At 68.0% G+C, this 21,642-nt stretch carries 20 protein-coding genes; 9 read left to right on the top strand and 11 right to left on the bottom strand.

Going from position 1 to position 21,642, the window contains the following annotated elements; translation table 11 throughout:
• The first annotated feature begins 78 nt into the window (after positions 1 to 78).
• From AC1EJR_RS24465 to AC1EJR_RS24485, 5 genes are all read left to right on the top strand, one after another.
• Positions 79 to 1,020, top strand: coding sequence for a dihydrodipicolinate synthase family protein (locus tag AC1EJR_RS24465; protein ID WP_477147685.1), 942 nt, complete (start codon positions 79 to 81; stop codon positions 1,018 to 1,020).
• A 120-nt stretch (positions 1,021 to 1,140) separates the two neighbouring features.
• A complete protein-coding gene (locus AC1EJR_RS24470; protein WP_477147686.1) occupies positions 1,141 to 1,791 on the top strand; it encodes a TRAP transporter small permease in 651 nt (216 codons plus the stop codon).
• 1 nt (position 1,792) lies between these two features.
• Positions 1,793 to 3,058 (top strand): TRAP transporter large permease, encoded by a 1,266-nt coding sequence (locus AC1EJR_RS24475; RefSeq protein ID WP_477147687.1) that lies wholly within the window; start codon positions 1,793 to 1,795, stop codon positions 3,056 to 3,058.
• An 83-nt stretch (positions 3,059 to 3,141) separates the two neighbouring features.
• Entirely contained in the window at positions 3,142 to 4,143 is a 1,002-nt protein-coding gene (locus AC1EJR_RS24480) for a TRAP transporter substrate-binding protein (RefSeq protein ID WP_092296418.1), read from the top strand.
• 80 nt (positions 4,144 to 4,223) lie between these two features.
• Positions 4,224 to 4,904, top strand: coding sequence for a GntR family transcriptional regulator (locus AC1EJR_RS24485; protein ID WP_441593325.1), 681 nt, complete (start codon positions 4,224 to 4,226; stop codon positions 4,902 to 4,904).
• A gap of 10 nt (positions 4,905 to 4,914) precedes the next feature.
• Here the strand turns inward: AC1EJR_RS24485 and AC1EJR_RS24490 are convergent, their stop codons facing one another.
• The 3 genes from AC1EJR_RS24490 to AC1EJR_RS24500 form a co-directional block, all read right to left on the bottom strand.
• Positions 4,915 to 5,583 (bottom strand): hypothetical protein, encoded by a 669-nt coding sequence (locus tag AC1EJR_RS24490; protein ID WP_092296424.1) that lies wholly within the window; start codon positions 5,581 to 5,583, stop codon positions 4,915 to 4,917.
• Positions 5,580 to 6,965, bottom strand: a complete 1,386-nt coding sequence (locus tag AC1EJR_RS24495) for a cytochrome-c peroxidase (RefSeq protein WP_092296427.1) — start codon at positions 6,963 to 6,965, stop codon at positions 5,580 to 5,582. Before AC1EJR_RS24495 ends, AC1EJR_RS24490 begins: the two co-directional genes overlap by 4 nt.
• Positions 6,966 to 7,080: 115 nt before the next feature.
• The gene (locus tag AC1EJR_RS24500) at positions 7,081 to 9,231 is read right to left on the bottom strand and encodes an alkaline phosphatase family protein (protein WP_477147688.1); all 2,151 of its coding nucleotides are present in this window, start codon (positions 9,229 to 9,231) and stop codon (positions 7,081 to 7,083) included.
• 383 nt (positions 9,232 to 9,614) lie between these two features.
• On the opposite strand from AC1EJR_RS24500, the gene AC1EJR_RS24505 reads away from it, so the two are divergent.
• Positions 9,615 to 10,562, top strand: a complete 948-nt coding sequence (locus AC1EJR_RS24505; protein ID WP_477147689.1) for a 2OG-Fe(II) oxygenase — start codon at positions 9,615 to 9,617, stop codon at positions 10,560 to 10,562.
• Here the strand turns inward: AC1EJR_RS24505 and AC1EJR_RS24510 are convergent.
• The 5 genes from AC1EJR_RS24510 to AC1EJR_RS24530 are packed head-to-tail and all read right to left on the bottom strand — an operon-like array spanning position 10,534 to position 15,574.
• A complete protein-coding gene (locus AC1EJR_RS24510; protein WP_092296436.1) occupies positions 10,534 to 11,499 on the bottom strand; it encodes a tripartite tricarboxylate transporter substrate binding protein in 966 nt (321 codons plus the stop codon). The two genes, AC1EJR_RS24505 and AC1EJR_RS24510, sit on opposite strands and share 29 nt — an antisense overlap.
• A 33-nt stretch (positions 11,500 to 11,532) precedes the next feature.
• Entirely contained in the window at positions 11,533 to 12,387 is an 855-nt protein-coding gene (locus tag AC1EJR_RS24515) for an amidohydrolase family protein (RefSeq protein WP_477113786.1), read from the bottom strand.
• Positions 12,388 to 12,415: 28 nt separating this feature from the next.
• Positions 12,416 to 13,624, bottom strand: coding sequence for a CaiB/BaiF CoA transferase family protein (locus tag AC1EJR_RS24520; protein ID WP_477147690.1), 1,209 nt, complete (start codon positions 13,622 to 13,624; stop codon positions 12,416 to 12,418).
• A gap of 26 nt (positions 13,625 to 13,650) precedes the next feature.
• Positions 13,651 to 14,646 (bottom strand): tripartite tricarboxylate transporter substrate binding protein, encoded by a 996-nt coding sequence (locus tag AC1EJR_RS24525; protein ID WP_092296442.1) that lies wholly within the window; start codon positions 14,644 to 14,646, stop codon positions 13,651 to 13,653.
• 49 nt (positions 14,647 to 14,695) lie between these two features.
• Positions 14,696 to 15,574 (bottom strand): HpcH/HpaI aldolase/citrate lyase family protein, encoded by an 879-nt coding sequence (locus AC1EJR_RS24530; RefSeq protein ID WP_477113787.1) that lies wholly within the window; start codon positions 15,572 to 15,574, stop codon positions 14,696 to 14,698.
• Between the two features lie 96 nt (positions 15,575 to 15,670).
• Here AC1EJR_RS24530 and AC1EJR_RS24535 point away from each other — a divergent pair, with 96 nt between their 5' ends.
• Positions 15,671 to 16,546, top strand: a complete 876-nt coding sequence (locus AC1EJR_RS24535) for a LysR family transcriptional regulator (RefSeq protein ID WP_477147691.1) — start codon at positions 15,671 to 15,673, stop codon at positions 16,544 to 16,546.
• Here the strand turns inward: AC1EJR_RS24535 and AC1EJR_RS24540 are convergent.
• The 3 genes from AC1EJR_RS24540 to AC1EJR_RS24550 form a co-directional block, all read right to left on the bottom strand.
• Positions 16,469 to 17,440: a DMT family transporter gene (locus tag AC1EJR_RS24540; RefSeq protein WP_477147692.1), complete on the bottom strand. Its 972-nt coding sequence runs from the start codon at positions 17,438 to 17,440 to the stop codon at positions 16,469 to 16,471. The genes AC1EJR_RS24535 and AC1EJR_RS24540 overlap by 78 nt on opposite strands.
• Positions 17,437 to 18,360 carry a bifunctional helix-turn-helix transcriptional regulator/GNAT family N-acetyltransferase gene (locus tag AC1EJR_RS24545; protein ID WP_092296451.1) on the bottom strand — a complete coding sequence of 308 codons (924 nt, stop codon included), beginning with the start codon at positions 18,358 to 18,360 and terminating at the stop codon, positions 17,437 to 17,439. Before AC1EJR_RS24545 ends, AC1EJR_RS24540 begins: the two co-directional genes overlap by 4 nt.
• 78 nt (positions 18,361 to 18,438) lie before the next feature.
• Entirely contained in the window at positions 18,439 to 19,068 is a 630-nt protein-coding gene (locus tag AC1EJR_RS24550) for a TetR/AcrR family transcriptional regulator (protein ID WP_441644811.1), read from the bottom strand.
• Positions 19,069 to 19,141: 73 nt separating this feature from the next.
• Here AC1EJR_RS24550 and AC1EJR_RS24555 point away from each other — a divergent pair, with 73 nt between their 5' ends.
• Both AC1EJR_RS24555 and AC1EJR_RS24560 read left to right on the top strand, forming a co-directional pair.
• On the top strand, positions 19,142 to 20,668 hold the full coding sequence (locus AC1EJR_RS24555) for a flavin-containing monooxygenase (RefSeq protein WP_477147693.1): 1,527 nt from the start codon (positions 19,142 to 19,144) through the stop codon (positions 20,666 to 20,668).
• A complete protein-coding gene (locus AC1EJR_RS24560; protein ID WP_477147694.1) occupies positions 20,665 to 21,633 on the top strand; it encodes an alpha/beta fold hydrolase in 969 nt (322 codons plus the stop codon). Before AC1EJR_RS24555 ends, AC1EJR_RS24560 begins: the two co-directional genes overlap by 4 nt.
• Positions 21,634 to 21,642: the final 9 nt, after the last annotated feature.

Consider the following 21,642-nt stretch of genomic DNA (forward strand, 5'->3'; position numbering starts at 1 on the left):
AGACCAATGCTGGAAGATATCCTAAATATATTAAGCAGATATTTGCGAGCCCAACCCGACCCAACCGAGGAGTCCCCTGTGACCAATTCGACCAATTCGAGCAACGCCACCAATCCCCGCTGGACCGGCATCTTCCCCGCTATCACCACCAAGTTCCACGCCGACGAGCGGATCGACGCCGAGGGGACCAGTCGTCACATCGAATTCCAGATCCGCAATGGCATCCACGGGCTGGTGACCTGCGGTTCGCTGGGCGAGGCCAGCACGCTGTCGCTCGAGGAGAAGCTCGACGTGGCGCGCATCGCCGTGGAAGCCGCCGATGGCCGCATCCCGGTGCTGGCCAACGTCTCCGAAACCAGCACGCGAKACGCGCTGCGCTATATCGACGGCGCGAACAAGCTCGGCGTGGCCGGCTTCATGGTGATGCCCTCGGTGATCTACGTGGCCGATGCCCGCGAGGCGATGCAGAACGTGCGCGTCATGGCGGAAGCCGCCCAGAAGCCGGTGATGGTCTACAACAACCCGGTCGCCTACCGGGTGGACCTCAAGCCCGAGCACATGGTGGAGCTGGCCGACTGCAAGTGGGTGGCGGCGATCAAGGAAAGCACGGGCGATATCCGCCGCGTGACGGACCTGCGCAACACCCTGGGCGACCGCTACCAGATCTTCATGGGCGTGGACGACCTGGCCTACGAAGGGCTGGCGCTGGGTTGCGACGGCCTGCTGGCCGGCGTGGGCTGCGCCTTCCCGCGCGAAACCGTGGCGCTGTTCGACCTGATGAAAGCGGGCAATTTCGCCGAGGCGCTCAAGCTGTATCAGTGGATGACCCCGATGCTCCACCTCGATGTCTCGAACAAGCTGGTGCAGAACCTCAAGCTGATCGACACCCTGGTCGGCGTAGGCTCCGAGTTCATGCGCCGCCCGCGCCTGCCGCTGGTGGGCGAGGAGCGCGCCTTCGTCGAACGCGTGGTGCGCCAGGCGCTGGAGACGCGGCCGGCGAAGTACCAGTCGGTGGTATGAGGCCAACTGCGTGATGCATGCCTGCGGCGGCCCCCGGGGCCGCAGCAGGCATCCAACTTGCACCAGCCGTCGTGTCCGTGATCGTCACGACCGCCCCCTTCGTCCTGGAGTCTGCCTGCCATGCCTGACCTTCCCTCCCTCACTGCCACCGATGCGCCCGCCACGGCCACGGCCACCGTCAAGCGACCGGTGCGCTGGGTGATGCGCGCCTCGGACGCCGTGCTCGCCGTGGAGCGCCATGCGCTCGGCGGCCTGATGACGCTGCTCGTGCTGCTGATCCTGCTCAACGTGGTCACGCGCTACGCGGGGCTGCCGCTGTACTGGGTGGACGAAGCGTCGGTCTACGCGGTGGTCTGGCTGACCTTCGTCGGGGCGTCGGTCATGACCCGCCTGCGGCTCGATTTTKCCGTCGGGCTGCTCACCGAGCACCTGCCCCCGAAGGCCGCCCGCGCTGCCAAGGCCATCTCCACGGGCGGCGTGCTGCTGTTCGGGCTGGCGCTGCTGGCGATGTGCTGGGTCTGGATGGACCCGGTCGGCATCGCCCGCTACGGCTTCGACGCCCGCGAGTACGCGGCCGAATCGTTCAACTTCCTCTACACCGAGCACACCCAGACGCTGGAATGGCCGGTCTGGGTGCTCCAGCTGATCATGCCGCTGTTCTCCTGCACCCTGAGCCTGCACGCGCTGGCCAACCTGCTCGAAGACCTCGACCTGGCGCCGCGCCGCGCCTACCCCGAGTTCCAGGTGGGCAACTCCGAGACGGTGAACTGACATGCCGACAACCTTCTTCTTCTGCGGCGTGATGCTGGTCGGCGTGCCGATCGGCATCTGCCTGTGCCTGGCCGGACTGGCGTTCATCTTCAGCACCGGCGCCACCGTGCTGCTGCAATCGTTCCCCTCGCAGATGTTCGCGGGCGTGGACAGCTACGGCCTGATCGCCATCCCCCTGTTCATCCTGATCGGCGAGATCATGAACAGCGGCGGCATCACGCGCCGGCTGGTGGATCTGTCGATGGCCTTCGTCGGCTCGATCAAGGGCGGCCTGGCCTACGTCAACATCCTGGCCAATATGCTGGTGTCGTCGATCATCGGCTCGGCCACGGCCCAGGTGGCGATCATGTCGCAGGTGATGGTGCCCGAGATGGAGAAGCAGGGCTACKACAAGACCTTCGCGGCGGGGCTGACCGTCTACGGCGGCATGCTGGGGCCGATCATCCCGCCCTCGGTAATGTTCGTGGTCTACAGCGTGCTGGCCCAGGTGGCCGTGGGCGACATGCTGATCGCCGGCATCCTGCCCGGGCTGCTGCTGACGGTGCTGTTCTTCATCATCATCGCCATCATGGGGCTCTTCTACAACTACCCCCGCAGCGCGCGCAAGACGCTGCGCGAGCGCGCCACCACCGTGATCCAGGCCAGCCCGACGCTGCTGATTCCGGTGGTGATCGTCGGCTCCATCCTCGCCGGCGTGGCTAACCCGACCGAGGCCGCCGCCGTGGGCGCGCTGGCCGCGGCGCTGGTCGGCCGTTACGTGACCAAGGAGTTCGACCTGCGCACGATGCCGGCCATCCTGCTGCGCTCGGCCATCTATTCGGCCATCGTGCTGTTCCTGGTGGCAGCCGCCGCCGTGTTCTCGTGGCTGCTGATCTACGGCAAGATCCCGCAGATGGTGGCGGCCTGGATCCAGACCATCGCCCACAGCCCGGTCGAATTCCTGCTGCTGGCCAACGTGATCCTGCTGATCATCGGCACGGTGATCGACGGCATTCCGGGCCTGATCATGACCGTGCCGATCCTGCTGCCAATCGCCACCGAGGTCTACCACATCGACCCGCGCCACTTCGGGGTGGTCATCGTCATCAACCTCGTGCTCGGGCTGATGTCCCCGCCCGTGGGGCTGAGCTTCTTCGTGGCCTCCGCCGTCACCGGCGCCAAGCCGGGGAAGATGTTCATGGTCACGCTGCCCTTCTTCCTGATCAGCTGCGTGGCCCTGGTGCTGCTCTCGCTGTTCCCGAGCCTGTCCATCGCCCTGCTGGACTAGCCGACCGATCCAACCCGATCCAACCCGATCCATAGCCGTCCCATCCGCCTCGCCGTTACCCATCGAACCGCACAGGAGCCGCCATGACCCTCATCACCCGCCGCCGTTTCCTCAAGACCACCGCGCTGGCCACCGTTGCCGCGCCCATGGTCATCACCTCGACCACGCGCGCCGCCACGACCAAGGAGTTCCGCCTCGGGCTGATCACGCCCGCCGGGCACTCGTGGAACCGGGCCGCCGTGGCCTTCGGCGAGTCGCTCAAGAAGGAAACCGACGGCCGCCTGACCGTGACCGTGTTCCACTCGGGCCAGCTTGGCAATGAATCGGCGATGATGCAGCAGCTCCAGTCCGGCGCGCTCGACATGGGCTGGATCCAGGCGGCCGAACTCGGCTCGCGCGTCTCCAGCGTGGCCGCCATCAACGCGCCCTATCTGGTGCGCTCCACCAGCAGCGTGGCCAAGCTGGTGCGCACGCCGGCGGCCCTGAAGCTGCTGGACGCCCTGCCGCGCGAAACCGGCACCATCGGCCTGGGCTGGGGCATCACCGGCATGCGGGTCGTGTTCGCCACGCGCGACATCAATTCGCCGGACGACCTCAAGGGCATGAAGCTGCGCATCAACCCCACGCCGGTCTACCGCGACTTCTATTCGATGCTGGGCGCCGCGCCCACGCCGATCCCCACGCCGGCTGTGTTCGACGCCATGACCAATGGCCAGGTGGATGGGCTGGAGGCCGACATCGAACTGTCCTGGAACCAGCGCTACGACAAGATTTCCAAGTCCCTGCTGCCGATGAACGCGCTGTTCATGCCGTTCGCGCCGCTGGTCTCGGGCCGGATCTGGCAAGGGCTGGACGCGAAGGACAAGGACATCGTGCGCGCGCTGGTCACGCAGTCGCTGACCGCGCAGATCAACGACATCGTCACCACCGAGGCGGGGCTGATCGAGAAGCTCAAGCAATCGTCGGTCCATTTCAAGAGCGTCGCCAACTACGACCCGGCGCCGGCGATCCAGAAGTTCGACGCCCTGTGGGTGGCCAAGGCCCCGGCGATTCCGGAGCTGCGCAAGATCGGCGCCACGCTCTGAGTGCGCCAAGGCCCCCTGAGCCCCCCGGCGGCGGTCACGGCATAATGTCGACCGCCGCCCCCGCTGCCAACCTGTTCGAGATGCCGACACCTTCCAGAAACCAGAGCGCCGAGACTGACAACCGTGAAAAGCGCCGCGCCGCCGACGTGGCCTACGACCGCATCGAGACGCTGATCTCCAAGCTCGAGATCGCCCCCGGCAGCCCCGTGGTGGAGGCCGAGCTGGCCGAACTCACCGGGCTGGGCCGCACGCCCGTGCGGGAGGCGCTGGTGCGCATGGTGTCGATGGGGCTGGTGCTCCAGCAGCCCCGGCGTGGGCTGATCGTCTCGACCATCGACGTCATGGACCATCTGGACGTGCTGGCCACGCGCCGCGTGCTGGAGCGGCTGATTGCCGCCAATGCCGCGCGCCGCGCCACCGATACCCAGCGCAAGGCGCTGATCGCCAGCGCCCAGAAGATGGTCAAGGCCGCCCAGCGTGGCAACCTCGACGAATACATGGCCGCCGACCAGGCGCTGGACCACGTGAACCACGCGGCCTGCCGCAACCGCTCGGCGGTCAAGGCGGTGATCCCGCTGATCGTGCAATGCCGGCGCTTCTGGTACGCCTATCAGCACGAGGGCGAGATTGCCGAAGGCGCCCAGGCCCACCTGGTCATGGCGCAGGCCATCGCCAGCGGTAACGAAGCCGAAGCCGCCGACGGCGCGGAGCGGCTGATGGACTACCTGGAGCGCTTCGCGCGCCGCGTCGTCAACGCCTGATTTCCCCTCCTTACATCGGCTGCCAGCCGCCGCTGGTGGCCACCAACTGCTGCGTCAGCTCCATCGTGCCGCTGCCCCGCACCACGCGGGCCAGCACCGGGAAGGCGCCCTGCACCGCCGCGTCACTGGCCCACGGGGCCGGATCGAGCATGTAGGTGTAGCGAACGGTGGTGGTGGCGTGCGCCGCCTTGTCGCCCACGCCGCTGGCCTTGGGCGTGTCCCAGCCAGTCACCTTGTTCACGCGGACGTGCCCGTAGCAGAGATCCGGCTCGGCGGTGTCCGTGCCTTTCGCTGCCGTCCCGGGATGGGCATTGACGAAGCCGCGCCCCTTGTCGGTCAGGTCATAGCGCAGCGCCTTCACGGTTTCMGTCTCGCCGTTCTGGTGACGCAGCGTCATCTCGGCACTGGTGTGCGCCACCAGCCCGGCATGTTCGAGCGCGGGCATCTGGATGCCGTCGCGCAGTGTCCCCGCCACGGGCAGGTCCGGCACATCCACGGGCCAGCTATGGCGGCCGATGCAGAGGTCGCCGTGGGCTTCGAGCTGCTTCTCCAGCGCGGCGCGGAAGTTGGCTTCGTTGGGGGCGTCCGGGGCGCTGCAGCCGGCGAGCATAGCCAGCGCAGCAAGGGTGGCGAAAAGGATCGGTTTCATGGTCTTGGTGTCGATGGAATAAGGGGTCATGGCGTCTGTGCCTTGTGCGCGGCGTTCCGGGCGGCGTTCTCGGCTGCGGCTTCCGCCACCGTGTGGGCCTGCGGACCGCTCTCGGCGGTGCCCGCCGGCGGCACGAAGCCATCGGTCAGCGTCTTCAGGAAGACGATCAGGTCCTGCATCTCCGAGTCAGTCATCGGCGTGGCGCTCCCCGGCTTGCGCAAGTCCAGCGGCATCTGGTCGTCCAGGTTGGCGCGGTACGACGCCGGCAGGTCGTTGAACTTGTTCACGCGGCCCCGGGCATCACGCGGGTACCACTTCTCCGGCGCGGTGTCCCGGGTGTTGTAGAAGCGCACCACCTCCTCCAGCGACTTGAACACCCCGTTGTGCATGAACACGTGGCGCGTGGCCACGTTGCGCAGCACCGGCGTCTTGAACATGCCGCAGGTGGCCGCCGCACCCTTGTCCTTGCCGGGGCGATGGTCGGTGCGCAGCGGGCCGCACAGGCCGAGGTCGAAGTACTTCGGATCGGCGTTGGCCGGGATCTCCATATTGCGCGGCACGCCGATGGCGGCGAACGAGTAATCGCTCGTCATGTCCTGGCTGCCGTCGTTGCCACCGCCGATCAGGTGGCAGGCCATGCAGTTGCCCTTGTTGGGATCCAGGAACACGCGCAGGCCACGGACCTCCGCATCGGTCAGCGCGCCGCCGAGCTTGTTGTTGCGGTAGCGGTCGAACTTGCTGCTGTAGGGGTGGAAGCTGCGGTCTTCCACCTGGAACGCCTGGAGCGCGGCGCCGACCAGCGTGAAGGCGCGCTCGGTGTCATCGAACACGGTGGCGCCGTAGGTCTGGCGGAAGGCGTCGGCGTGGGCGCCGTGCTGTACGGCCTCGACCACGGCGGCTTTGCTCGCATTGGCCATCTCGTTGGACGCCAGCAGCGGAATCGCGGCCTGCTCGGCGATGGTGTTGGCGCGGCCGTCCCAGGTCAGGCCGCCGCCGGGACCGGGCGGGCTGACCATGTCGGGGTTCTCGAAGGTATCCGAGTAGGCGTTGGTGTACTCCTTGTACATCAGCGTGGGCACCGCGCGCGTGCCCGGCGCCTTGCCGTCGGCCCCGCCCAGCTGCACCGAGAGGTCATTGGCTGGTGCGTAGGCGTGGTTGGGGTCGTGGCAGGTGGCGCAGGACATCTTGCCCGTGCCGGACAGCGAGGGATCGAAAAACAGCTTCGCGCCGAGCTGCGCGGCGGGTGACAGGGGCGATGCCGGAGCCGATGGCGCCGGCGCGGAAACGGTCTGCACCGCGGCCTTGGCTGGCGTGGCAGCGTGCGGCGCCGTCTCGGTGGCCGGCTTGCAGCCGACGAGCGTGACAGCACACGCGGCCGCCAGCAGGCTGGCGGCAAGAATGGAGTGGGACATGGTCTGGATCAGCGGTGGCAGCCGGGCGCACAGCCGGGCCAGGCCCGGTTGCGCACCATAAGAAGATCGGGGCCCCGGGCGACGGCCTGCGCCGCGCGCCCGGCGCCCCGCCACATCAGGACTTGATCGCCCAGATATTGGTCTGCGTGGCATCCGGCCCGCTGGCCGTGTTGCCGCCGCTCAGCGTGCCGCTGCCGCTCACACCGCGCGTGGCGCCGCCCGAGACGATATCGCCGGCCTTGACCACGTAGTTGTGGTTCATCGGACGCACCGAATCGAAGTGGGTGTTGGCGCTACCCGAGTACTCGGCCAGATTGGCCAGGTTCTGGGCGATGTACTGCTCGGTGTACTTCGAKCGGTTCATGTACGACGTCGGCACGCCCGGGTCGGCCAGCGCGAACATGTCCTGCATCGTGCGCACGAACGAGAAGTGGCTGTAGGCATCCGAGTCGATGACCTGCTTGGGCGCGCCCGGCTGGTTGGTCAGCAGACCGAAGATGGTCGGACCATCGCCCTTGTTGCCGCCGTTGTAGCGCGGAATCGCCGTGGTGATGCCTTCGTCCAGCGGAGCGCCGCTGGTGGCAGTACCGCCCACGTTCCAGCCGCAGCACGACGAGCTGCCGAAGAAGCTCGAACCCTCGTCGAACAGCATGACGATGGCCGACCGGCGGCTGGTGTTCTGCCACACCGGCGATGCCTTGATGGTCTCCACCAGGTACTTGGCGTAGGCGTCGCCGCGCTTGATGCCCGGCACGCCCGAGGTGCAGTCCGCCACCGCCGAGCCGGTGCCGTGGATGTMATCGCACTGGTCGGGGACGATGTAGTTCAGCGCGCCAACGTCGCCGCTCTTCAGGTCATCCTCGAACTGGTGGGTGTTCCAGGTGATGCCGTGGCCCTGCGCATAGGTCTGGATGGCCGCATCCCACTGGCCGCCGCCCACGGTACGGTTCAGGTTCTTGAAGAAGTCCGGACGATTGCGCACTTCGTCGAAATTCACCGCCGGGTGGTGCTTGGTCTTGTACAGGCTGGAGATCATCGGCTCGGTGGCGCCCGCGCCGGACGTCACGTTGACGGCGGTGATGGCCGCGTTGCCGGCGCCGTCCTTGCGCGGGTCCTGGCCCGGGTCCATCGACTCGCTGTACACCCGCGTGCCCATGCCGGCGTTGTACATCGCCGTGAACAGGTTGCGGCGGCCCTTGAGGTTGTGGACCTTGGTGTCGGCGTTGCAGGCGGCCAGCGGCTGGTAGACGTCGGTCGGCTGGTTGGCGGTGTCGCCGGCCGGCAGGCAGTTCCAGGCGTTGTCGTCGGCCACGCCCCAGTCGTCGGCGCTGGCCAGCGAGATGTAGTTCGGCTCGCTGGGGTTGCCGGTGGAGAAATAGTTGGCCGCCTTGTTGCCTTCCTGGTTCAGGTACTTGTAGAAGTTCGGGTAGGCCGGATCGTCGATGGTCTGGTTGCTGTGGTTCTCGAAGACCACCACGAACAGGTGGTCGTAGCGCGGGATGCCTTCCGGGTTGAACGCAGCGTCCTGCGCAGCCTTCAGCGTGGTGACCGGATCGGTGGCGGCATCGCTGATAAAGCCACGGTCGAGGATCTTCGAGGCCAGCGTGTAGCGCCCCGCGAGCGTGTTCGACTCGGTCAGCAGCGCGGTGGCGGCGTGGGCGTCGGCCACGCTGGCCGGCAGGGCCAGCACGTCATCGGCCTTGACCGTCACATCGGCGGTGCCGCCGGTGAGGCTCAGGCGGCTGGCGATGGCGGTCTTGGCATCGGCCACCGTCAGCGATTCGGCTTCGGTCAGGCGCACCACTTCCGTCGATAACGGACTGATGACTACCTGAGCGCCATTTGCCGCCTGGTCGGCCGCGCTGCGCAGCACCAGCTTGCTGGCGACCTTGGCCGGGGCGCCGCTGGCGTCCGTGTAGGTGGCGTCCGTGCCGACCACGGCCACCAGGCTCGTGGCCGCCGTGGTCAGCGTGAAGCGGCCATCGGCGCCGGTGCGCGTGGCGGCTTCGCCGCTGTCGCACACGCCGTTGCCGTTGGTATCGGCACACACGGTGGCGTTGGCATAGGCGATGGGGACGATGGTCTGCTGGACGGCATCGCCCGTGCTGCTCTTGGCGTAGTCCACGCCCGTGGCGGACGATTGGGCGACGCCAGTCGGGTTCTTGATCGCCGTGCCCATCACGCTGCCGCTGACCGTGGCCGGGGTGGCGTTGGGCGTGGACGCGGCCGGGGTGCCGCCGTCATCGCCGCCGCAGGCGGTCAGCATGGCGGCTGCGGCCAGCGCCGTGAGTAACGGAACAAAGCTGTGGTGGTTTGGGTGCATTGTATTTTTGGCTCGCCGGGCTAGGGCGATATGTAGTGGGTATCGTTGGAGTGCCGCACCCAAAAGCCCGCCCCGTCGCGATGGTTCTGGCGGGTGGCCCGCCTGCGCGAGGGAGTTTTTCGACGGGGGAAAGCCGGTACGCGATTCCCTGTCATGTGTGCAGCGGCCCTGATCCTAGGAGCCAAATATGACCGTTTGATTGCTCCGGTACCACACGAAAATTACAGAAAATTTCAAGCCGGCAACCGGTTGCATGCCGCGCGCAATGCCGGGATACTGGCGCCGCCCGTTACCCATGCCGTCCCATGCACGCCTCGCCCCAATCCTTGACTACCCCGCCGCGCCAGCTTGCCACGCTGCATTTCACCGCCGAGTTGCGCGACTGGATCGTGCAGGCCTTGCAGCGCGGCGGCCGTCCGGATGAACTGGTGCGCGCGCTGGCCGCGCAGCGCTTTGCGCCGGACGTGGCGCGCGAACTGGTGGAGGCTTTCGCCCGCGTGCTGCGCGAGGGACTGCCAATGCCGGAGGGCAGCATCACGGTGGAGCGCACCGCCCCCGCCACGGCGCCAGCCCAGCCCCGGCTGCCGCGTGCGTCGGTGCTGCACGGTGGCGACCGCGACGTACCCGTGCTATCCCGCACCGAGCGCCCCGTGGTGGCCGTGCTCGAAGGCGTGCTCAGCCATGGTGAGTGCGATGCATTGATGGCGGCGGCGCGGCCTCGCCTCGCGCCATCGACCCTTGTCGATCCGCGCACCGGCGAGCACATCGTGAGCCCGGACCGCACCAGCGAGGGCATGTTCTTCCGCCTGGCCGAGGCGCCGTGGCTGGCTACGCTCGACGCCCGCATTTCAGCCTTGATGCAGATGCCGATGGAGAACGGCGAGGGCTTGCAGGTGCTGCGCTACGCCCCGGGGGCGCAGAGCCGCCCGCACTTCGACTTCCTGATGCCGAACAACGCCGCCAATCGGGCGTMGATTGCGCGCAGCGGGCAGCGTGTGAGCACGATGGTGATCTACCTGAACGACGTGCCGGCGGGCGGGGAAACGCTCTTCCCCGAGATCGGCCTGTCCGTGGTGCCGCGCAAGGGCAATGCGCTGTACTTCGAGTACTGCGACGACCACGGCCAGCTAGACGGCCGCACCTTGCATGCAGCCGCCGAAGTGCTGGCCGGCGAGAAATGGGTGGCGACGAAGTGGATGCGGCAGCGGCGCTTCGTGCACGCCGCCGAAGCCGAGCGCCAGGAACTTACTCCACCCGAATCCCGCGCGCCTTGACCAGCGCCTGCCAGCGCGTCGATTCGGTGTGCAGGAAGCTCTTGAACGCCTGCGGCGTGTTGCCGACCGGATCGAGCCCGGCCTGCTGGAGCTTGGCGCGCACGGCCGGGTCCGCCACCGCCTTCTGCACCGCGTTCGCGATGGTCTGCACGCGGTCCGGCGGCGTGCCCTTGGGCACGAAGACGCCGTTCCACTCCAGCACCTCGTAGTTCGGCATGCCGCTCTCGGCCAGCGTCGGCGTATCGGGCAGCGCCTTCAGGCGCGTCTTCGAGGTCACCGCCAGCGCGCGCAGCTTGCCGCCGGTCACGTACTGGAGCGTAGAGGCCGTATTGCCGAAGTAGGACGCCACCTGGCCGCCCATCACATCGGTCAGCGCCGGCGCGCCGCCTTTGTATGGCACGTGAAGCAATTCGATCTTGCCCTGCTCGTTGAACATCTCGGCGGCCAGATGGGAACCCGTGCCAGCGCCGGCGGACGCGTAGGTCAGCTTGCCGGGCGTCTTCTTTGCKGCAGCGATGAACTCGGCCACGGTCTTGTACGGCGCGTTGATGGCCACCACGAGGATCTGGGGCGCCGTGGCGACCAGCGAGATCGGAATGAAATCGGCCGATGGGTCGAACGGCAGCTTGCGCAGCGCGCCGTTCACGGCGAAGGCCGAGGCGTCGTAGAGCACCGTGTAGCCATCGGCCGGGGCCTTCGCCACGGCGTCCGCGCCGATCACGCCGCCGGCACCCGGCTTGTTGTCGATCACCACGGTCTGGCCGAGGAGTTCGCCCACCTTCTGGGCGACGACCCGCGCGGTGTTGTCCGCCCCGCCGCCGGCCGAGTACGGCACCACCATGCGGATGGGCTTGTCCGGGAAGGCGAAAGCGGCGAGCGGCACGGCCGCAGCCAGGGTCGCCACGGCCTTGCCGAGGCGTTGCAGGGTCTTGCTCATGGTTGTCTCCGTTCTTGAGTTCTATGGACCGGCTTACGCGGCCTCGAATCCGTACAGCGCGGCGGGGTTGTCCACCAGGATGCGGCGGCGCGCCGACTCGGTGCCGGCCCAATCGGCCAGCAGGTCGAACAGCAAGGCATCGTCCGGCTTGGCGTGCGGCTCGGTGGAATGGGGCCAGTCGCTGCCCCAGACGAGCCGCTCCGGCGCCGCCTGCACCCACGCACGGGCCACCGGCGCGATGTCGGCATACCCACCGCCGGCKCCGACCATCGAATCCAGATAGGCGCCCGACAGCTTCAGCCACGCACGGCCCTCCGCCAGCAGCCTGGACACCAGCGCGAACGCCGGGTGCGCCGTGCCGCCGGGCAGCGGCAGGCGGGCCAGATGGTCGAATACCAGCGGCGTGGGCAGCCGCGCCAGCAGGTCGCCATGGGCGACGATCTGGTCGGCAGTCCAGTGCAGTTGCAGATGCCAGCCCAGTTCGGCGATGCGGTGCGCCAGCGTCTCCACCATCTCGAAGCCCACCACGGCGTGGGCCGGGGTGTACAACGAGAAGCGGATGCCCCGGATACCGCCGGCATGGAGCGTCTCCAGCGTCTCGTCGGACACATCGGGCCGCACCACCCCCACACCGCGCGTGCTGGCGATGCCAAGCTGCCGAATCGCATCGAGGGTGCAGCCGTGATCGGTGCCGTAGCAGCGGGGCTGGACGATCACCGCGCGACGCGTGCCCAGCAGCGCCTGCACGCGCCGGTAGTCCGCCACGGTGGCGTTGGCCACAGCCGGGGCGATGCCCGGGAAACGCGAGTCGTAGATATGGAGATGGGCGTCGCAGGCGTCCGGCCATGCCGTGCTGCGTGGCGCGGCGCTGGCCGAACTGTTCGGCACGGGCTGGAAGCCACCCGCAGTCTCCCCCTCAGCCACGGCCAGCCAGCCGGTCGGCCGCCTCGCGGACGGTGTCCCCGTGCTGGTCCAGCGCCGGCGCGGCAAACGGCTCCGGGCCCGGCGTGCGGCCAAACTTCACGGCGCGCGTGAAGCCGCGATAGCGGCCCACCACCGGGTGATCGAACGTCGTCACCATCTCCTCGGCCAGCACCTGCGGGAAATCGAACATGTCTTCCACCGAGCGCGCCGCCGCGCAGGGCACTTCCTCGCCGAACTCGGCCTCCCATTCCAACGCCGACCGCTGCTGCAGGGCCGCGTGCAGCTTGGGCAGGATCTCGCCCTGATGCTGGGCGCGCTTGCGCACGCTGTCGTAGCGGTCGGTGGAGAGCAATTCCCCCAAACCCGTCTTCTCGCACAGGGCGCGCCAGAAGTGCGGGGTGTTGGCCGAGATGTAGAGATAGCCGTCCCGGGTGGGATGGATGCCGGTGATGCCGCCCGAGCGCATGTCGCGCCCTACGTCGCGGGGCTCCGAATCGGCCCAGACCATCCGGGCTKACTGCATGGTCAGCGCCGCGCGCAGCAGCGACACGCCCACGTACTGCCCCACCCCACTCTTCTCCCGCTCATAGAGCGCGGACGCCACGCCGCCCGCCACCAGCGCCGAGGCGTAGTAGTCCACCACCGAGCCGTACAGGATCTCGGGCGGCCCGCCGTGCTTGCCCTGCAGCGTGCACATGCCGGTCATGGTTTGCAGCACCTGGTCGTAGCCGGCCTTGTCCTTGAGCGGCCCGGCCTCGCCGTAGCCGGTGACCGCGCAGTAGATCAGGCGCGGATTGACGGCGGCCAACTGCGCGTAGCCGATCCCCAGCCGCCCCGGCACGCTGGGCCGGAAGTTGTGCACCAGCACGTCGGCCTCGCGCACCAGCGCCAGCAGTCGCTCCAGATCGGCCGGAGCCTTCAGGTCGAGCACCACGCCCAGCTTGCTGCGGTTCACGCCCAGGAAGGCGCGGGACTCCGTCTCCAGCGTGGACGGGTACTTGCGCAGGTTGTCGCCGACGGGCGGCTCCACCTTGATCACGTCCGCGCCCTGATCCGCCAGCAGCGAGCAGCCGTACGGCCCCGCGATATAGGCGCTCAGGTCCAGCACGCGTACGCCGCTCAGCGGACCGGGCTGTCCTGCCCGTGGCGCGCCGAAACCGCCCGCCTGGCCCTCGGTCTGGCCCTTGGTGTTGGGTTGCATACTCACTCCGAAAATTCTCTAAATACTCAATCCGCGACGATGTTCTGCTGCTTGGCCAGCGCCTTCCAGCGGGTCACATCGGCGGCAATCGTCTCGGCGAACTTCTGCGGCGTGCCGGGCGTGACCTCGGCGCCTTCCTTCAGGATCGCCTCCTTGACGGCGGGCTTGGCCAGCGCCTGATTCACCGCCGCGTTGAGCCGCGCGACAATCGCCGGCGGGGTGCCAGCCGGCGCCAGGAAGCCCCACCAGAGTTCGAACTCGTAGCCGGGCACGGCGGTGGCCATCGGCACCAGATCCGGCGCAATCGGGCTGGGCTTCAGGCTGGTGATGCCCACGGCGCGGACCTTGCCGGCGCGCACCATCGGCAGCAGCGACGGCCCGCTGGAGATCAGCAGTTGCGTCTGGTTGCCGATCAGGTCGGTCACGGCCGGGCCCATGCCCCGGTACGGCACGTGGGTGATGGCKAGCTTGCCGGCCTGCGCCTTGAGCAGTTCGGTGCCGAACTGGTTGACGCTGCCCGGGCCGGACGACGCGTAGTTGTATTTGCCCGGATTGGCGCGGATGGCGTTGACCAGCTCCTGCGGCGTCTTGGCCGGGAAGTCATTGCTGACCGCCACGATGAACGGCCCGTGGGCCACCATCGCCACCGGCGCGAAGCTCTTCACGGCGTCGAACGGCAGCTTGCTCTGGATGGCCGCGTTGGTGGTCATGCTGGAGGACACCGCGACGAGCGTGTAGCCGTCCGGCGCCGCCTTGGCCGCCAGGCCGGTGCCGGTGTTGCCGCTCGCGCCGGGGCGGTTGTCGATGACCACGGGCTGCTTCAGTTCCTCGCCGATCTCCTTGGCCACGATGCGCGCGAAGATGTCGTTCGAGCCGCCCGGCGGGTACGGCACGATCAGGGTGATGGGCTTGGAGGGGTAGGCGCCCTCGGCGACGGCCACAGCCGGCACAGAGATCGCGGCCGTTGCAGCAACCGTCAGGCCAAGGCATGCCACGGCACGCAGCGACGATGGATTCGTCATGGTGTTTGTCTCCTGTGTGTTTTTTATATAGATACTGCGGGGAATCCGATCAGGCGGCGATCAATCCAAGCTTCCGGCCAATCTCGACAATCGCCTGCGCGCGGCGCACAAACGGGGGATCGATCATCTTGCCGTCCACCACATAGGCGCCCACGCCCTTGGCGTCCGCCTCCTCGGCAGCCACCACCACGCGCAGCGCGTGGGCGATTTCCTCGTCGGACGGCCGGTAGACTTCGTTGGCCAGCGCGATCTGGCTCGGGTGGATGCAGCTCTTGCCCAGGAAGCCCATCTGGCGGGACATCTCGGCCTCGGCGCGGAAGCCCTCGGTGTCGCGGATATTGGCGAACACCGTGTCGTAGGCATAGACATTGGCCTCGGCGGCCGCCATCCGCACGGCGAACATGGCGGAGGCAATCGCCGCCGTATTGCGTCGATGTACGCCAGCCGGCTCGAACAGGTCGCCCAGCCCAAGCTGGAGGCCCGCCACGCGCGGATGGGCGCCCGCCAGCTCGGCGGCCAGCCGCAGCGCCCGGGGCGTTTCGATATTCAGCAGCAGTCCAACCTTCGCATCACTATCGCCAAACCCATTGGCCCGTTCGGCCCAGTCGATGGCCGCCGCCGCGCGGCGCACGTCATCGGCACTTTCCGGCTTGGGCAGGTTCACCAGATGCAAACCCGGCACGACCACCGCCGCCAGATCAGCCTCGAAATGTGGCGTATCGAGACCATTGACGCGCACGATCAGCGTCTTGGTGCTGGCGCGCGTCTCGGCGGCGCGCAGCAAGCCGGACAGCAGCGCCCGGGCCTCGCCCTTCTTCTCCTGGGCCACCGCATCCTCGAGGTCGAACGACAGCGCGTCGGCATCGCTCGCCAGCGCCTTGGCGAAAAACTCGGGGCGTGAACCGGGCACGAACAGCTTGCTTCTCATGGCGAATACCGTATCTCCGTGGGGGTGACAGGCAGTGTCCGCGAACCGATGAAAAAGATAAACTATCCTTTACTACGTTCGTACATTAGAAATTCTATGGAAACCGCTTACCTGAAGGCTTTCGCGCTGGTGGTAGAAACCGGCACGCTGGCGGAAGCCGCGCGGCGGCTCAATGTGACCCCGGCGGCGATCTCGCAGCAGATCCAGGTGCTGGAGCGGCAACTCGGCACCACGTTGCTGGGCCGGGCCGGCCGTACCGTGGCGCCCACCGAGTCCGGGCGACGGMTGGCGGAGCGCTGCGTGACCCTGCTGCGGGAAGTGGATGAACTGAGGGGATGGGTGAATCAGGCGGACGCCGTACGCGAACTGCGCATCGGCACGATCAACACCGCGCTGCACAGCCTGCTGCCGGACGCGCTCGCGCGGTTCGCGGCGGTGCACCCCGGGGTGTCGGTGCATATCCGCTCGGCGCTGTCCCACGAATTGTTCGATGCGGTGAAGGATGAATCACTCGATGCCGCCGTCTGCCTGCATCCGCCCTTCGCCCTTCCCAAGACCTTCGCCTGGGATTTGCTGCGGCAGGAGCCGCTGGTGGTACTGGCGCCGGCGCAGGACCGCGACGCCGATCCGCACGAACTCCTGCGCACCCGGCCCCTGATCCGCTATGACCGCAGCCTGGGCGGCGGCAAGCAGGCCAGCGACTACCTGCGCCGGGCCGGCATCACGCCCGCGCAGGAGCGCTTCGAGCTGAGTTCGCTGCTGGCCATCGCCATGATGGTGGACCGTGGACTCGGGGTGTCGCTGGTGCCGGACATCGCCTCGCCGCTGACCGCCGGGCTCCATATCGCCAAGCTCCATCTGCCGATCGAGCCGGAGCCGCGCCGCTTCGGCCTGCTATGGCGCCGGACGTCGCCCGGGGCCAGCGTGATCCGCTCCTTCCTCGAGCAGGCCCGGCTGGCGGCGGGTACCTGATCGCGCGACCGTGCGGCCCTGCTGGGTGATCAGCAGCCCGCTGACCACCAGCGCAATCGACACCAGCAACGACCCCGACGGCCACTGGCGACCCACCAGCAGTTCCAGCACCGCCGCCGCCACCGGCCCCAGCGCCTGGAAGCCGACGACCCGGCTCGCTTCCAGCCGCGTCAGCGCCCAGAGCCAGCAAAAGTACCCCACGCCGCTGGACAGCCCGATAAACGCGACATGCCCCCACTGCGTCAACGACAGGGACGGCCACAGCGGCTGCCCGGTCGTCGCGCAGAGCGCCAGCAGGAACACCACCGCCGCGCACATCGCCAGCACGCTGGTCGGCAAGGCGGGATAGCGCTGCAGCAAGGGCCGAACCAACAGGCTGCTCACGGCGCCGATCACGGTCGCCCCGATCAGCGCGGCCATCGCACCAAGGTGTGTGCCGCCGCCGACGCCACCGAGGGGCGCCCCATGCAGCAACACCGCCACGCCCKAGACGGCGCAAACCAGCCCCGTCAGCTTGGGCAGGCTGAACGCCTCCTGCCCGCTCAGCACGGCCAGCAGCATCGTGAACAGCGGCATGGTCGAGAAAACCAGCGCGCAGGTGGCGGCCGAGAGCACGCCGATCGCGTGGTTCAGCAGCACGATCAGCACGGCGAACTGGCACACGCCCAGCCCGGCGAGCACCGCCACATCCTTCCGGGCAAAGCGGGTGCGGGTCCGGGCGCGCATGCCGAGCCAGGCCGGCCCGATCAGCACGCACAGGCCAATCAGATAGCGCAGGAAGGCCAACGTGGCTGGCGACGCATCGGCCGACACCGCCCGGGTCGACACCATCGCCGCGCCCACCAGAATGCCAGTCAGCGCGGCCGCGACGATGGCCGAGGGGTCGCCCCTCACAGATCCCGCGCCCAGATCTGACCGACAAGATCCTTGCCGAAACTGTGGTGGGCCTCCTCCTCCACGAGCGTGAAGCCGGCCTTTTCGTAGATCTTGCGCGCGTCGGTCAGGATGTCGTTGGTCCACAGCATCATCCGCTTGTAGCCCACCCCGCGCGCGAAGCGCAGGCACTCATCCACCAGCCGATGGCCGATACCCAGCCCGCGCGCGCTGGCATCCACATAGAGCATGCGTAGCTGGGCGGTCTCCGCGTCATGCCGCACGACGAACACCGAACCCACCGCCTTGCCGTCCTTCTCCGCAATCCAGCAGCGCTCGGCGCTCGGGTCGTAGTCGCGCAGGTACTTGGCGACGATCTCCGCCACCAGCGCCTCGAACTCGCTATTCCAGCCGTACTCGCGCGTGTACAGCACCGCCTGCTGGCGCACGACCCAGCCCATGTCGCCCGCCTGCGGGTCACGCAGGATGTAGCTCGGGGTCGATTCGCCGAGCAGGGCTTCGATCTGCGTCATGGCGTCCACCAGTTGCTGCTGGGTGGACTCGGTCATGCGGCCCAGCATCGCGGTCACCTCGTTGCGCGAGGCCAGGTTCAGTACCTCGAAGGTGGCCCGGCCGGCATCGGTCAGCGCCAGCTCGCTGACGCGGGCATCGGCCTGCGAGCGGGTCTTGGCGACCAGCCCCTGCTTCTCGAAACCGGCGATCACCCGGCTCAGGTAGCCGGCGTTCAGGCCCAGTTCGCGGCACAGGTCGGACGAGGTCAGGCCCGTGCGATGGGCCAGCTCGTAGAGGATCCGGGCTTCGGTGAGAGAAAACTCGCTTTCCAGCAGATGCTCGTGCAGCAGGCCGATCTGGCGGGTGTAGAAGCGATTGAAGCGGCGCACGGTTTCGGCGCGCGCAAGAACTTGCGGATTGGGAGACATGTCGGGGACGATTTATTTGCCTGAGGCAAATTATTTGTTGCCTCAGGCAAATAAATCAAGAAATTCCGATGGACGCGCTCAGTCCCTCGCGCCCAGTTTCAACACCAGCGCCAATTGGAGCGCGGTAGCGGCCACCGTATCCACCTCCGGCACATGCTCGTGACGAATCCAGTGCAGCGCCACGTGGATGATGCCGCCCGCCACGCCGGCCAGCAGCATCGGATCGGGCTCGGGCGCACCCGGCAGCAGCGTCCGGGCGAGCAGTCCGCCGAATTCGCGCAGGGACCGCCCCAGCGCCTCGTCCACCAACCGGCTCACGCCCCGGATCTCCACCAGGAACACCCGGGCCGAGCGGGGCTCGCACTGCAATGTGCCGAAATAAGCACGCAGGATAGCCAGCGCGCGATGCTCGCCATCGCCCCCGGCATCCTCGCCCGCCTGTTCGATGCGCAACAGCAACCGGTGCGTGACCGTTTCAAACGAAGCCAGCAGCAACGCTTCGCTATTGGCGAACGATTCGTAGAAGTAACGCTCGGTCAGGCCGGCGGCTTCGCACACGGCCTTGACCGTGGCGTTCTGGTAGCCGCGCTCGCCGTAGACCTGCACGGCAGCGGCAATCAGCTGGGCGCGGCGCTGGGCGCGCCGCTCTTCGGCTTCGGCGCCGCGATAGCGGCGGGCGGGGATCAGCTCGGCAGTCATGGGCGCCAGTATGACATTCCCTATTGTCAGATGGCGTCTGACAACCTATGTTGTCAGAACTCCCAAGATCCGGATGCCCGTCATGACCGCCCCCACTCCCGATGACGCAGTCCTCGATGTCCTGATCGTCGGCGCCGGCCTGTCCGGCATCGGCGCCGCCCGCCAGCTCCAGCAGCGCTGCCCCGACAAGCGCTTCGCCATCCTCGAAGCCCGCGACACCCTGGGCGGCACCTGGGACCTGTTCCGCTATCCCGGCATCCGCTCCGACTCGGACATGTACACGCTCGGCTACCGCTTCAAGCCGTGGCGCGGCGCCAAGGCCATTGCGGACGGCCCGTCCATCCTCAGCTACATCCAGGAAACCGCCGAGGAAGCCGGCATCACGCCCCACATCCGCTTCGGCCACAAGGTGGTGGGCGCGGCGTGGGACAGCCGCGACGCCTGCTGGACCATCGACGCCGAACGTGCGCAAAACACCACTCCGGCCGTCCGCGTGCGGCTGCGCGCCCGCTTCCTCTACGTCTGCGCCGGCTACTACAGCTATGCCGAGGGGCACCGCCCCGCCTTCCCGGGCGAGGAAACCTTCCGGGGCCAGATGGTGCACCCGCAGTTCTGGGATCCGTCGATCGACTATGCCGATAAGCGCGTGGTGGTGATCGGCAGCGGCGCCACCGCCGTGACGCTGGTGCCGGCCATGGCCGACACCGCCGCGCACGTGACCATGCTCCAGCGCTCGCCCACCTATATCGTGACCCGCCCCGGCGAGGACGCCATCGCCAACAAGCTGCGGCGCCTGCTGCCGGAGCGGCTKGCCTACCGCGCCACGCGCTGGAAAAACGTGCTGCTGGGGATGTTCTTCTTCCAGCTCGCCCGCCGCCGGCCCGAGAAGGTCAAGCAGCGGCTGGTCAGCATGGCCGCCGCGCAGCTCCAGCCGGGCTTCGACGCCKCCACGCACCTGACCCCGCGCTACAACCCGTGGGACCAGCGCGTCTGTCTGGTGCCCGATKGCGACCTGTTCCAGTCGATCCGTAACGGCCGCGCCTCCATCGTCACCGATCAGATCGAACGCTTTACCGAAGATGGCATCGTGCTGAAGTCCGGCCAGACGCTGCCGGCCGATCTGGTGGTGGTGGCCACCGGGCTCAAGCTGAACATGCTCGGGGACATCGCCGTCCATGTGGATGGCCAGCCGCGCCGGCCGTCCGAGCTGCTCGCCTACAAGGGCATGATGCTGAGCAACGTGCCGAACCTGGTGCTGGCTTTCGGCTACACCAATGCGTCCTGGACGCTGAAGGCCGACCTGACCGCCGAGTACGTCTGCCGGCTGCTCAAGTACATGGATCACCACGGCCATCGCTACGCCCTGCCGCAGGTGGACCCGGACGTGCAGCGCGTGCCCTTCCTCGATTTCAGTTCCGGCTACGTGCAGCGCGCCGCCGCCGTGCTGCCGCGCCAGGGCCACCGCAAGCCGTGGCGCGTGTATCAGAATTATCTGATGGACATGCTGACGATCCGCCATGGCCGCATCGACGATGGCGTGCTCCGCTTCGACACCACGCAGGCCACCACGATGCCCACCCAAGACCCCCTCGCCGAAGCCCAATCATGAATGCCTTGCTGATTTTCGTACTCGTCATAGCGATAGTGGTGCTGGTACCGCTGGCGCTGCTGTTCCTGTTCACCTGGCGCACGGCACGCAAGATCGAGGCGGCCCTGCCGCCCACCGGCCGGTTCGTCGAGGTGCCCGGCGCCCGCCTGCACGTGGTGGAGCGTGGCGAGGGGCAGCCAGTGCTGCTGGTGCACGGCCTGGCCGGTCAGCTCGCCAATTTCGACTACGGCATGATCGCGCCGCTGGCGCGTGACTTCCGCGTGATTGCGGTCGACCGCCCCGGCGCCGGCTACTCCACCCGCACGCCCGGCGCCCCGGCGGACCTGCGCGCGCAGGCCGACACGCTCGCCGCGCTGATTGACCATCTCGGGCTGGAGCAGCCGCTGGTGGTCGGCCATTCGCTCGGCGGCGCCATCGCGCTGGCGCTGGCCACCTATCACCCGGCGCGCGTGGGCGGGCTGGCGTTGATCGCCCCGCTCACCCATCCGCCCGAGGTGGTCTCGCCGGTGTTCAAGGCGATGGCCATGCAGAGCGCGCTGATGCGCAAGCTGATCGCCTGGACGCTGCTGATTCCGATGTCGATCCGCAACCGCGAGCAGGTCATGGAGGTCGTCTTCGGCCCGGACGCGGCGCCAGCGGACTTCCCCACGCGCGGCGGCGGCCTGCTGGGGCTGCGGCCCGGCCATTTCCTCGGGGCGTCCGAAGACCTGCACGGCGTGGCGCACAGCCTGCCGCCGCTGCTGCCCACCTATGGCGATCTGAAGATGCCGGTCAGCATCCTGTTCGGCCGCGAGGACCGCATTCTCGATTACCGCGAGAACGGCGAGGCGCTGGTCGCCAAGCTGCCGGCAGCCCGGCTGACATTGGTGGCCGGCGGGCATATGCTGCCGGTGACGGCCGTCGAGKCCAGTGTTGATTTCGTGCGTAACGCCGCCGCCAGCCTGCGCGCGGCGGTGCCCGCCTGACCTTCCTGC

The organism is Cupriavidus sp. 05T42 (genome assembly GCF_056396345.1).